Here is a 12,461-nt window from a genome sequence, read left to right on the forward strand (position 1 = left end):
AGGGCCGCCACTCCAGCGGCCGGAGTACCCTATGGAACTGATTGAGCACTACCAACCCGAATATGTCGTCCGCTTTGCCGAGCGGATACGGCCCTGCGAATGCCCTGCCTGTCAGGGGCGTACGGACGACTGGCCCGTCACTCACGTGAAGCTGAAAAACCAGCAGCGCGACAGCCTCGACGCGGGCTGCGAGACTGCGGCCCGCGAGATCCTGCTCAACCCGCAGGCCTTTGTTCTGCATACCTCAACGACCCGGCCGCAGAGCGAGCAGGGGCTGAGCGCCTGGGACGAAACCCTGAACCAGCAGTGCATCAACCTGGCGGTCCATCCGGCGCTGACGCTGGAGAGCAGCCTGTACGCCATCGGCGTGTTGCTCAGTAAAGCGCAGCGTTATCTCGACAGCGATCAGTGCGAGCCGCACCAGCTGCTGGAGATGGGCGAGCAGCTTTCGGCGCTGGCGGAGCGCGGGATCCTCGACGAACAGCTGCGCCTTCTGCCGCCGATTGAGGTGAATCGCGTGGAAGCGCTGGAGCAGATGGGCGCGATGCGTCTGACCCTCAATCTGCCGGCAATGCAGAAAATGAGCATGATGCTGAAGCTCAGCGAGCTGGCGGTGATGCAACCTGCCCGTCTGCAGGATCGCTTACGCGAGCTGGAAGCCGGTGCCGCGCGCAACGCCCTGCTGAACGAACAGCCGCATATCCTACGCAACGCCCTGATCTATAAACTGTATGGCGAATGTCTGCCAGGTCCCGACGCCGACAACTACGGTGATGTGCTGATGTCCCTGACCCGCATGATGTTCCAGCTGAAAATGCTGTGCGCCATGTGGCTCGAAGACAACGCTCAGCTCACCCACAACGATGTGGTGGTGCTGTTTAGCGCGTGGTTTAACTGGCAGAGCGGAAATGTGTGGAAGGGCGCGAATTCTGCGGATTACACGTTGCTGTGTGGGCTGTCGTTGATTTGATGTTCCAGGCCGTCACTATTAACGTTTGCCATTCAGCCTTTTAATTTAAATAGACATCAAAACCATGAAATAAAGTTTTGATGTCTATGTTTTTTTCTCTTTCTCTACAGAGGGTTAGTGTGGGTCAGGACTCTGCTGATCACGACAGAGTTACCGTCGCCCTTACGAAATCGCGTCCAAAGATTTAAAGAATAGGGGGCGATAATCGACGATGGACTGTTCGATATCGCTTTTATCCTGGATCTGAAAACCGGCGCAAGGATAAAGCCCCAGCCAGCAATCTTTCATCATTAGATGCCACCAGTTCACATCCAGCACCGCATGCGGCGGTGGGTTTTCAAGCTCCAGCAAGGTCAGGCTCTGGCGAAAATTATCGAGCAGTGTCGTAAAGTAATGGCGGTTCACCCGGTACGCGCATGAGCACCAGGCCCGGTTCACCCGCAGCAGATACTCAACGCTTTTAAGCGGCGTAACGTGCTGATAATTCGCCGCCAGCAGGGCAACATCCCAGCGAAGCGTGCTCAGTCTGGTTAACCAGGCATTGAGCCGGGTGATGCTTTGCGCATCGCGGCAAAACTCAAAGTCATCTTCCAGAATCAACACATCGTCCCAGTCTTGCGCTATCGCCATCTCCAGTACGGCGATGTGCGATTTCACGCACCCTATGGCACCGAGCGTGGCTTTGATCCCCTCGAAGCGGATGATTTTTTCTTTCGGCGCGTTCAGCTCGCGAAGCTGACGTTTCATGCGAACATTACGGTCGCGGCGGTGGGCCAGATTGATATAGACAATCCGGGAGAAGGCATCCCAGTTAATTGGTTCGTTCATTGTCAGTGCCTGATAAATGCGCGTGCGATCGCCACTGGAATGCTTGTGGTTGCCCGGGCTTCGATGCCGGTGAACAGATAGCGATGGAGGTATTTTTTGAGCTGCTCGTGGCTGAAATGCTGATAAAACGCCCGTCCCAGCACCTCTACCGGCTTGCGATAGAGCTTCGCCTCAAGCCCCACGGTGGAGTTGATGGTGATGACTCTTGCAGCGGCTTTGATCAGATCGACGGTATTTTCCTGGGTGATTTTAAAGCCGTAGCGCTGCTGGAGTCTGGCAATATTCACCAGTTCAGACGGCACTGTTTCCGCCGGATGAATTTTGACGACCAAATCGCGTTTTTCCTGACGCGCGGCCCGGCTGGCGTGACGGATTGCATCTTCGTTACGCAGATCGGCATTCAGCCACAGCTGCGTATCATAGGAGACCTGAAGTGGCAAAAACAGAAAATCGGCCCGTCTGCCCAGGACGCGATCCTTGGAAATCTCACTGATTAATTTTTCACACGGATTATTGCGTGCCTGGAGCGGCGGCTGGCGTTTTTCGGCTTCGTACTCTGCCATCCACTGCGTGTGGAAATCTTCCGCTACATCTGGCAGCGCATCCAGACATCCCGGGTTCAGGGCCAGCGCGGACCGGGCATTGGAGCCAGTCGGATCGATAAATACTTTGTTAGGGAAATTCGACAGTTCTACGTAGCGTGTCGTGATATTGCGCTGCTGGCAAAAGAGCGTGGCGGGCTGTTCAGCGAGGCCGTTGCCTGAACACAGGATCATCTTGCGCATGCTGTTCAGCTCCGGCTTGTTCATCAGCTGAAGCAGGATATAAAGATAAATATTCCAGCAGCGCTGATATTCCAGTTTCTGAATCAAAAATTCGCGTGAGCCACGGATATCGCTGTCGATGCGGCTAAAGAGCACCGGTTTTTGTTGCTGAAAAGCCTCCGGAGAAGGGAGGTTTATCTCCCCGGAAATAGGGCAAAGCGCAACGTTACTGAGATTTTCACTGAGCCAAGCCGAGATCGGCTCCCAGGGGGAAATGGCTACGATCTCTTGCTGCTCCTCGGCGGGCAGTGCGTTTATCACGCGCGAGTAGAATTGCGCGTTCTCGATGGTTTCCATGTAAAAACCAATCATCTCACACCTGCCGATAAAGCCAGTTCTCCGGCTCGCCTACGTTAAACAGGTTTTGCAGAACCTCCTGCTGCATCGCCAGCACCATGCCGTTGCTGTCGTTCAGCGTTTTACATTCTGCGGCTAGCTGCTCCAGCGAATCCCAGAGAGTGTTGAGCTGCGACTGATTGGCGGCGGGTAGGCGGGTGAAGAGCGTGCGCAGGCCGTGCGCACCGGCGGGGATACCGAGCCGGGTCAGGAGCTGATAGCGCTGTTTGCTGTTTTCCAGAAGCTGTTCATACACCGTGAAAATGCTGGCGTTCAGCGTCTCCAGTGCCTGCGCGTTACGCGCGATCAGGAACTGACGCTGATCCGTCAGCAGGGTCTTTAGCTGGTTGTAATGGTTGCGATCGTCGACCATGCCCTGAATCAGCGTTCTGACGCTCTGTGCGGCGTTACTCATTTTTACCTCTGATAGTATTGCTCTATCGCGCTGGTCAGGGCATCGAGATCGACGCTGATTTTCCCGCTGGCGATAGCCTCTTTCATACTGGCGACGCGCGCCATATCCACTTCTGGCAGGCTTGCCAGCTGTGTCTGCGCATCACCGAGAACCGGATCAATCGCGGTGGTGCGTGCGACTTTCATCTCCTCAGCACCTGCGGTGCGAGTCTGTGCCGTCGCACTGGACTGATTAATCGCGCTCGTCATGGCGTACTGGGGGGATGTCACTTTCATCGCTTACTCCATCTTCTTGTTTGTGCAGGTTGCGTCAGCTGTTCAGCGGGCGGAAAAAACGTTTCCGATCTCCATACCCCTGTAAAGCGACGCACTCAGGGCGAAACTTAAGCCCTGCGTAAAGTTTTTTAATTTTTCGCGCTCAGGCTGGTTCTGACTACGCCCATCTCGCTGACGATGGCGGTCACTTCCCGCTCGCTGCTCTCATTCTTCACTTTGATCATCTCGCCTTTGCGCCCTTTTTTGCTGGCGATCCCCATGGTGCGGGCCTCGACGCCATCCTGATCGGCAATCATCAGCACCCGCTGACCGCGCTCAACCATCACCGGCGAATCGAGCTGGCTCATGCTTAAAGGCTGGAGTTCCCGCACGCGGCGCTTGAGCGTCAGGCCAACCACATCATCCGGATGGGTGACGTAACCGCTGCGCAGATTGCTGATATTGAACTTCTTCAGGGTGATATCGGACGGCCCGAGCACGTGCCCGCGCTCCAGGGTGTTTTTGGCCATCAATACGGCGAGATAGATGTCCGGTTTGACCGTCACCGCCACTTCCCAGCCGCCCGCGCTTTCGCAACGTACGTCAAAACGCAGCCTGCGCAGATCGAGGCGTTCGCCCGTCGGCATGCTGACGGTGAGCGGGGCGGCGCAGGGGGCGTACTGCGAGATTTCAGAGGGAATAAACAGATTGAGCTTTGCCTGGTAATCCTCCCAGCGGCTGCGCTGGGCTTCCTGACGAATCGCTTCGGAGGCCGCCTGCTGGACGCGGGAATGCACCTGCTTACGGGCGCTGGTGGGCTGGGGCGGCGCGGCGGCGGAAGCTGCGGAAAAGCACAGTATGGCTGCGGTCAATGAGGAGCGGAAAAAGCCCTTCCCTTTGAGCGGTGAAAACAGTGATAAAACGCTATTAATCATGATGTTATGAACCTGGCACGATAGTTGCTTTAAAGATTGCAGCAACACGGACTATCGGCACTGTCCACCATCACGAAGGAGTGAGTTGTGAGTATTAGTTTTGATAAGGCATTGGGCGTTCATCCGCAAGCTGTAGCACTTCGACTTTCCAGGGCGGAACTGCTTTCAGCAAACCTGGCTAACGTCGATACACCCAATTTCCAGGCTAAAGATATTGATTTTGCCGCGGAGATGCAACGTTCGCAGCGGGATTTCTTTCCCGGCTCGGCGGCGCAACAGATGTATCGCGTGCCCTATCAGCCCTCCTCGGACGGCAACACCGTTGCGCTGGATGTGGAACAAACAGAGTTTGCCAAAAACGTTCAGGACTACCAGATGAGCCTGGCGTTTTTGAATATGAAATTCACTGGTCTCAAAAAGGCCATTGAAGGTAAGTAATTGAATCAGGTAACGATAAATGGCTTTTACCGATATCTACCGAGTGTCAGGCTCGGCCATGACGGCACAGACCGTCCGCCTGAATACCGTCGCCAGTAACCTCGCCAACGCCGACACCGCGGCGACGGCAGAAGCGGGCGTGTACAAAGCGCGCCGCCCGGTGTTCGCGGCGGTGTATCAGAACGACGAGCTGATGAACAACAACGGCTTGTCCGGTGCCCGCGTGCAGGTGATGGACGTCGTGGAATCCGGCAACGCGGTGCAGCGGTACGAACCGCATCACCCGATGGCGAACCCGGACGGCTACGTCTGGTATCCGGACATCAACGTGGTGGAGGAGATGGCCGACATGATGTCTGCGTCGCGCAACTTCGAAACCAACGTCGATGTTCTTAACAATGTAAAAAGCATGCAGCAGAGCCTGCTGCGTCTGGGCGAGGCGTAATAGATGAGCGTGAATGGCGTTTCCACTCAATCCGGTACTACCCCTTACGACAGCGGTGTATCCGCCAATGACAACAGCGCGGCAGGGATGAACAACCTGTTTATGCAGCTGCTGGTGGCACAAATCCAGAATCAGGACCCGCTGAACCCGACCGATGGCACGGAATACGTCGGCCAGCTGGCGCAGCTGACTCAGGTGCAGTCGATGGAGACCATGTCACAGTTAATGGCCAACAACGCGGTGCTGATGGACAACCTGCAAACCCTGTCGACGGGCAATCTGGTCGGGCAGAAGGTGATGGTTCAGACCGATACCCTCCAGAGTGATGGCAGCACCAACATCGAAGGCCGCCTGACGCTGGATCACGCCGCCAATACCGTCACGGTGATCGTCAAAGACGAAAGCGGCAACGAGACCAAAATCGAGCTGGGCAAACAGGAAGCCGGTTCCGTGGACTTCGCCCTCAACCCGCAAGAGCTGGGGCTGAAAGAGGGCAAATACACCATGACCGTCATGACGGACAACGAGCCAGCCAAAGTGCCGATTGAAGTCGGCGGTGTGGTGAACAACGTGCGGATCCCGCTCGATGGCACTGCGACCATGCTCAACATCAGCGGCATCGGTGAAGTGGCGTACCACAACATCACTCAGTTCGGCCAGTCGAACGACAAAAACCCGAAGGGATTAACGAGTTAATCAGGAATTATTATGAGTTTTGATATTGCAGTTTCTGGCCTGAATGCCATCAACCAACAGCTCGGCGCGATCTCCAACAACATCGCTAACTCCGGCACCGTGGGCTTTAAATCCGGGCGCGCGGAGTTCGCATCCCTGTATGCCGAAGGTCAGCCGCTGGGCGTGGGCGTGACCGCCGTAGCGCAGAGTATTTCCAAAAGCGGAGCCATTTTTGCCTCTGCCAACAGCCTCGATTTGGCCATTAATGGCGACGGCTTCTTTATGATGCGCGACAGCACCGGCACCACCGCCTACACCCGCGCAGGCTATATGGCCACCGACAATAACGGTAATCTGGTTAACAACCTCGGCATGTACCTGCAGGGCTATCCGGTGGATGCCAACGGCGTGGTACAGACCGGGACCATCGGCAATCTGACCATCAGCAGCGGCTCTATCCCGGCGAAAGCGACCAGCACTCTCGACTTCACCGCCAACCTGAATGCCAACGAAAAGCTGCCGGAAAACCCCGATTTCGATCCGACCGACGAGAAATCCTACAACCACACTTACGCCACTCAGGTGTATGACTCTCTGGGCCGCGAACACACTATGAAGCAGTACTTCGTTAAAACCACCGACAACGAGTGGGAAGTGCACTACTACATGGACGATCAGGATCTTGGCACTACCGAGAAAATGACCTTCACCGAGCAGGGCGTGCTGCAGACGCCGACCGGCCCGGTCACCATCAACGCCAGCATTCCGGGCGCAGACGGCATCGAACTGACCCTGAGCTACAGCGGCACCACTCAGTTTGGCTCCGATTTCTCGGTCAGCAAAAACTCCGGTAACGGCTATGCCTCAGGGGAACGTACCGGGCAAATGATCGACAAAGACGGCAGCGTCTACGCCACCTTCTCCAACGGTGAGCGCCTGCTGCAGGGCCAGCTGGTGCTGGCGAGCTTCTCCAATCCGAACGGTCTCTCTTCGCAGGATGGCACCACCTGGTCGCAAACCGCCAGCTCCGGTACGCCGCTGACGGGCGCGCCGGGCACCGGGCTGCTGGGGTCGATCAGCTCCAACACTCTCGAAGGCTCCAACGTCGATCTCACCGCCGAACTGGTCGGGCTGATGACGGCGCAGCGTAACTACCAGGCCAACACCAAAGTGATCAGCACCAACGACAACATGATGTCGGCGCTGTTCCAGGCACTGTAATGGACCACTTAATTTATACCGCCGTGAGCGGAGCGTCCCGCAGCCTCGCGCAGCAGCAGATCCACGCGAACAACCTGGCGAACGTCAACACCCAGGGGTTTCGTCACGATCTGGACAGCGCGATGTCGCAGCAAATTCAGGGGGAGGGTTACGCCTCCCGTTTTCTGGTGCAACAGCAGCAGGGCGGCGTCGATCTGACGCCAGGGGCAACGCGTGAGACGGGGCGCGATCTCGATGTCGCCGTCAAAGGCAGCGGCCTGATTGCGCTGGTCAGCGGCAACCGCGAGGTCTACACCCGCAACGGCCAGATTGAAGTCGGCCCGGAGGGCGATCTGACCATCGACGGCCTGCCGGTCTCCGGCGACAACGGCCCGATCGTGCTGCCGCCGTTTTCGTCCGTCAGCATCGCCGACGACGGGGTCATCACCATCGTGGCGGATGACGGCGACATCGCCGCGCCGATGGATGTCGACCGTATCAAGCTGGTGGATATCGCCGCCAGCGAGCTGAGCAAAAACAGCGCCGGTTTCCTGGTGACCAACGCCAACGTCAATCCGCGTACCGAAGAGGTCGAGGTGGTTGCCGGGCATCTGGAAACCTCTAACGTCTCGGCGATTAACGAAATGGTCTCCAGCATCGCGCTTAACCGTCAGTTCGAAGCCCAAATCAAAATGATGAAGGCGGCAGAAGATCTGGCGACGGCGGGCAATCGCCTGCTGCGTAACGCCTGATTTTTGCCCGTTTAGCCAAAAGGAATAACGATGAATCCCGCTTTATGGATCAGTAAAACCGGTCTTGCCGCGCAAGACGCGAAGATGAGCGCCATCTCCAACAACCTGGCGAACGTTAACACCACCGGGTTTAAGCGCGATCGCGTGATGTTCGCCGATCTGTTCTATCAGAATCAGCGCACGCCGGGCGGTCAGCTAGACCAGAACAACATCTCGCCGACGGGCATTCAGTTTGGTACCGGCGTCAAAATTGTCGGCACCCAAAAAGAGTTCACCACCGGCAATATCCAGAACACCGGACAGTCGCTGGACGTCGCCATCACCGGACAGGGCTTTTTCCAGGTTGAAACCAGCGACGGCGATATCGCCTATACCCGCTCCGGTAACTTCCAGAAAAACCCGGACGGCCTGCTGACTAACGCTCAGGGGCTGCCGCTGGTGCCGCAGATTGAACTGCCGGATAACGTTAAAGATCTGCAAATCGGCAAAGACGGCACCGTCACGGCCACGGTCGCGGGCGAAGCTGATCCGGTCGAGCTTGGGCAGATCACGCTGGTGAACTTCGTCAATCCGGCCGGACTGGAAGCCCTCGGCGGCAACCTGTATCGCGAAACGGCAGCCAGCGGCGAAGCGGTAGAAGGCGTGGCGGGCGAAGAGGCTTTCGGGCAGCTCGAACAAGGCTCGCTGGAAGGCTCCAATGTGCAGGTCGTGGAGGAGATGGTCGATATGATCACCGTTCAGCGCGCCTATGAGATGAACGCCAAAATGGTCTCGGCGGCGGATGACATGCTCAAATTTGTCACGCAGTCGATGTAACGCGTGAAGTGAAAAAGAAATGAAAAAGCAGTTAGTTATTGGATGTATTGCACTGCTGCTGGCCGGGTGTGAAAGCCCGGCGCTGTTAGTGCAAAAAGACGACGCGGCCTACGCGCCGCCAGAAGATTTCTCCATGCCGACCACCAAAGTGCAGGGCGGCGGGCTGTATAACGGCAACTACAACTGGTCCCTGACGCAGGATCGCCGCGCTTACCGCGTGGGCGACATCCTGACCGTCAAACTGGACGAATCCACCCAGGCCAGCAAACAGGCGCGGACCAACTTCGGCAAGAAAAATGACGTCTCGATTGGCGTGCCGGAAGCCTTTGGTCACTCCGTGGATAAGCTTTCCGGCTCCATCGACGGCAGCCGCAACTTCAACGGCAACGCCACTTCCCAGCAGCAAAACAGCCTGCGCGGAGCCATCACCGTGGCGGTCTACAAAGTGCTGCCCAACGGCGTGCTCGCCGTGCGCGGTGAAAAATGGCTGACCCTTAATCAGGGCGATGAATACATGCGTGTGACCGGGCTGGTACGCGCGGAAGACGTTGAACGCGACAACTCAGTCTCCTCCCAGCGGATCGCCAACGCGCGTATCTCCTACGCCGGACGCGGAGCGCTCAGCGACTCCAACTCCGCAGGCTGGCTGACGCGCTTCTTTAACCATCCGCTGTTCCCGATTTAATGGAGTCTGCCATGCGTAAAGCGATGCTATTTCTGATGCTGCTGTGGACGACGGCGGCAACCGCAGAACGACTGGGAAATGTGGTCGATATTCAGGGCGTGCGCGGTAACCAACTGGTGGGATACAGCCTGGTGGTCGGCCTCGACGGCACGGGCGATAAAAATCAGGTGAAGTTCACCAGCCAGTCGGTGACCAACATGCTGCGCCAGTTTGGTGTTCAGCTGCCGACCAAAATCGATCCAAAAGTGAAAAACGTTGCAGCCGTGGCGATCAGCGCCACGCTGCCGCCGGGCTACGCGCGCGGGCAGAGTATCGACATTACCGTCTCGTCCATCGGTGACGCGAAAAGCCTGCGCGGCGGCACCTTGCTGCTGACGCAGCTGCGCGGAGCAGACGGTGAAGTCTACGCCCTGGCACAAGGGAACGTGGTGGTCGGCGGTGTGAAAGCCGAAGGCAACAGCGGGTCGAGCGTCACCATCAACACCCCGACCGTGGGCCGCGTGCCGAACGGAGGGTCCGTCGAGCGCGAAGTGCCGTCCGATTTTCAGCAGAACAACCAGGTGATTCTCAACCTTAAGCGCCCGAGTTTTAAAACTGCCAACAGCGTGGCGGTGGCGCTGAACAGCGCCTTTGGCTCCGGCACGGCGACGGCGCAGAGCGCCACTAACGTGGTGGTCAACGCTCCGCTGCCGGCGGGCGAGCGCGTGGCGTTTATGTCGATGCTGGAAGATGTGCAGATCAACGCCGGTAAACAGCCGCCGCGCGTGGTGTTTAACGCCCGCACCGGCACCGTGGTGATTGGCGATGGCGTGGTGGTTCGCGCGGCGGCGGTGTCGCACGGCAACCTGACCGTCACCATTCGTGAATCGTCGAACGTTAGCCAGCCGGGCGCGTTCAGCCAGGGTCAGACGGTGGTCACACCGCAAAGCGACGTCGATGTGAATCGCGGTAGCGGCCAGATGGTGACCATTGCAGCAGGCACCAGCCTGCGCAGCATCGTGAATACCATTAACAGCCTCGGCGCGTCGCCGGACGACACCATGGCGATCCTGCAGGCCCTGCATGAAGCAGGCGCGCTGGATGCCGAACTGGTTGTGATTTAAGGAGAGACAATGCTACAGGCGATCAAACCCCAGACCAGCGTGCTGCCCGGCGATTTTACCGGCCAGGTAAAACCGCAGAATCTGGAACAGGCAGCGGAGCAGTTCGAAGGTATTTTCCTGCGTTCGATGCTCCAGCAAATGCGAAAAGCCTCCGAAGCGCTGGTGGACAACAACCCGTTCGACAGCAAGCAGCAGCGCATGATGCGCGATTTTTACGATGACAAGCTGGCGTCACAGCTGGCTTCCCAGCGCAGCACGGGCATCGCCCAGATGATCATCACCCAGCTCGGCCCGCAGGAGAGCGCGCCGCTTAAGAATTCGCAGGGAATGGTCGCTTTACAGGAACATCCGAAGACATTAACGCCCCCCGTCGTCCCGGTAATACGTCGCGGGCAGGAGTAATCCATGAACATGATTAACATTGCCTTTAGCGGCTTGCAGGCAGCGCAGTTTGGGATGAGCGTGACCTCCATGAACATCTCCAACGTGCTGACGCCGGGCTACAGCCGTCAGGGCATTATCCAAAGCTCCGTGACGACGATGGGGCCGGGCGGTATGTCCGCCGGGGCGGGTGTGCAGGTGGACAGCATCCGCCGGATTTCCGATCAATATCTGACGGGCCAGGTGTGGCAGAGCAACAGCAAAGCTAACTACTACGGCATTAACAACCAATATCTCAGCTCGCTGGAAAAGGTGATTGGCACGGATTCTACCAGTCTCGGCACCGGGCTGGACGATTTCTTCTCGGCCCTCGGCGCCTTAACTGCCGGGCCAGAAAGTGAAGCCAACCGCCAGCAGTTACTGAACCAGGCGCAATCCCTGGCGACCCGTTTCAACAACATGAACGACTTCATCAACAGCCAGAAAACCTCGGTCGGTAATCAGCGCAACACCATTGTCGAGCAGATGAACACCCTGACCACCGGGATCGCTGACTACAACAAAAAAATCATGGAGATGGACTCCACGGGCGGCAACAGCAACGTGCTGCGCGATCAGCGTGACGAGCTGGTGAAACAGCTCAGCACCTACAGCGACGTGAAAGTGGTGGAGGACAGCAACGGCAGCTACTCCGTATCGATGAAAAACGGCCAGCCGCTGGTGAGCGGCAAAGTGGCCGGACAGCTCAGCGCCAGCACCGATGCCAACGGTAACTCTGTCTTAACGCTGACGTTTTCCGGCAGCGATTTCTCGTTAAACCCGTCGACGGGCGGCCAGCTTGGCGCGCTGTACGATTACGAAACCGGTGAACTGGCGAACATGCAGGCCTCGGTCCAGGGGATGGCAGAAACCGTCGCCACGCTGTTTAACGATCAGCTGGCGCAAGGTTTTGACAAAAACGGTAATCCGGGCAAACCGCTGTTCAGTTTCGATCTCACCAATCCGGCGGGCATTTTGCAGGTCAACGATTTGAAACCCGACGAACTGGCGCTCTCCGGCAAGCCTGACGAGCAGGGGAATGGCGACAACCTTGAGGCACTGATCGATCTGAAAAATAAAAAGGTCGATATCGGCGGGATGGGCAACATGAGCCTGAACGAAGGGGCGGCGGCGATCATCTCCAACATCGGTATTGCCAGTAAACAGTCGCAAAGCGAGCTGGAAGCGGCGCAGGCGGTGTTTGACCAGGCACAGCTGCAGCGCAACAACCTCAGCGCCGTCAACCAGGACGAAGAGGCGATAAACCTGCAGGTTTATATGCAGGCGTATCAGTCCAACGTCAAAGTGATCGCCACCGGCAACCAGATTTTTACTGACCTGTTAGGCATGTTTTAAGCGGCGTTA

16 protein-coding genes are annotated in these 12,461 nt (G+C 57.4%); 11 read left to right on the top strand and 5 right to left on the bottom strand.

The features are described from left to right. Nucleotides 1–31 precede the first annotated feature (31 nt). Nucleotides 32–970, top strand: coding sequence for a hypothetical protein (locus tag ABIE11_RS19480; protein WP_429185161.1), 939 nt, complete (start codon nt 32–34; stop codon nt 968–970). A gap of 162 nt (nt 971–1,132) precedes the next feature. Here ABIE11_RS19480 and ABIE11_RS19485 read toward each other — a convergent pair whose 3' ends face one another. From ABIE11_RS19485 to flgA, 5 genes are all read right to left on the bottom strand, one after another. After that, nucleotides 1,133–1,798 carry a glycosyltransferase family 25 protein gene (locus tag ABIE11_RS19485; protein WP_429185162.1) on the bottom strand — a complete coding sequence of 222 codons (666 nt, stop codon included), beginning with the start codon at nt 1,796–1,798 and terminating at the stop codon, nt 1,133–1,135. A 2-nt stretch (nt 1,799–1,800) separates the two neighbouring features. Next, the gene (locus ABIE11_RS19490; protein ID WP_429185163.1) at nt 1,801–2,934 is read right to left on the bottom strand and encodes a hypothetical protein; all 1,134 of its coding nucleotides are present in this window, start codon (nt 2,932–2,934) and stop codon (nt 1,801–1,803) included. A 1-nt stretch (nt 2,935) separates the two neighbouring features. Beyond that, nucleotides 2,936–3,373 (bottom strand): flagella synthesis protein FlgN, encoded by a 438-nt coding sequence (locus ABIE11_RS19495; RefSeq protein ID WP_312070058.1) that lies wholly within the window; start codon nt 3,371–3,373, stop codon nt 2,936–2,938. Nucleotides 3,374–3,375: 2 nt separating this feature from the next. After that, on the bottom strand, nt 3,376–3,648 hold the full coding sequence (flgM, locus tag ABIE11_RS19500) for a flagellar biosynthesis anti-sigma factor FlgM (RefSeq protein ID WP_100778025.1): 273 nt from the start codon (nt 3,646–3,648) through the stop codon (nt 3,376–3,378). Nucleotides 3,649–3,776: 128 nt separating this feature from the next. After that, nucleotides 3,777–4,562 (bottom strand): flagellar basal body P-ring formation chaperone FlgA, encoded by a 786-nt coding sequence (flgA, locus tag ABIE11_RS19505; protein ID WP_429185164.1) that lies wholly within the window; start codon nt 4,560–4,562, stop codon nt 3,777–3,779. An 87-nt stretch (nt 4,563–4,649) separates the two neighbouring features. Between flgA and flgB the strand changes: the two genes are divergently transcribed. From flgB to flgK, 10 genes are read left to right on the top strand one after another with little or no spacing between them, the layout of a single operon-like run. Next, nucleotides 4,650–5,000, top strand: a complete 351-nt coding sequence (flgB, locus tag ABIE11_RS19510; protein WP_100778023.1) for a flagellar basal body rod protein FlgB — start codon at nt 4,650–4,652, stop codon at nt 4,998–5,000. 19 nt (nt 5,001–5,019) lie between these two features. Then, nucleotides 5,020–5,445 (top strand): flagellar basal body rod protein FlgC, encoded by a 426-nt coding sequence (gene flgC / locus ABIE11_RS19515; protein ID WP_100778022.1) that lies wholly within the window; start codon nt 5,020–5,022, stop codon nt 5,443–5,445. A gap of 3 nt (nt 5,446–5,448) precedes the next feature. Further along, nucleotides 5,449–6,141: a flagellar hook assembly protein FlgD gene (gene flgD / locus ABIE11_RS19520; protein WP_429185166.1), complete on the top strand. Its 693-nt coding sequence runs from the start codon at nt 5,449–5,451 to the stop codon at nt 6,139–6,141. 12 nt (nt 6,142–6,153) lie between these two features. Next, nucleotides 6,154–7,341 carry a flagellar hook protein FlgE gene (gene flgE / locus ABIE11_RS19525; RefSeq protein WP_100778020.1) on the top strand — a complete coding sequence of 396 codons (1,188 nt, stop codon included), beginning with the start codon at nt 6,154–6,156 and terminating at the stop codon, nt 7,339–7,341. Next, on the top strand, nt 7,341–8,072 hold the full coding sequence (locus ABIE11_RS19530) for a flagellar basal body rod protein FlgF (protein ID WP_100778019.1): 732 nt from the start codon (nt 7,341–7,343) through the stop codon (nt 8,070–8,072). The genes flgE and ABIE11_RS19530 overlap by 1 nt, the downstream gene beginning before the upstream one ends. Before the next feature lie 30 nt (nt 8,073–8,102). Further along, entirely contained in the window at nt 8,103–8,888 is a 786-nt protein-coding gene (gene flgG, locus ABIE11_RS19535) for a flagellar basal-body rod protein FlgG (protein ID WP_100778018.1), read from the top strand. 19 nt (nt 8,889–8,907) lie between these two features. Next, nucleotides 8,908–9,573, top strand: a complete 666-nt coding sequence (flgH, locus tag ABIE11_RS19540) for a flagellar basal body L-ring protein FlgH (RefSeq protein ID WP_100778017.1) — start codon at nt 8,908–8,910, stop codon at nt 9,571–9,573. Nucleotides 9,574–9,584: 11 nt separating this feature from the next. Beyond that, nucleotides 9,585–10,676, top strand: a complete 1,092-nt coding sequence (locus ABIE11_RS19545) for a flagellar basal body P-ring protein FlgI (RefSeq protein WP_181827182.1) — start codon at nt 9,585–9,587, stop codon at nt 10,674–10,676. A gap of 9 nt (nt 10,677–10,685) precedes the next feature. After that, nucleotides 10,686–11,078: a rod-binding protein gene (locus ABIE11_RS19550; protein ID WP_129036130.1), complete on the top strand. Its 393-nt coding sequence runs from the start codon at nt 10,686–10,688 to the stop codon at nt 11,076–11,078. Between the two features lie 3 nt (nt 11,079–11,081). After that, entirely contained in the window at nt 11,082–12,452 is a 1,371-nt protein-coding gene (gene flgK / locus ABIE11_RS19555; protein ID WP_102105602.1) for a flagellar hook-associated protein FlgK, read from the top strand. Nucleotides 12,453–12,461 lie beyond the last annotated feature (9 nt).

Source organism: Lelliottia sp. 489 (genome assembly GCF_050435885.1).
Taxonomy (GTDB): Bacteria; Pseudomonadota; Gammaproteobacteria; order Enterobacterales; family Enterobacteriaceae; genus Enterobacter; species Enterobacter nimipressuralis.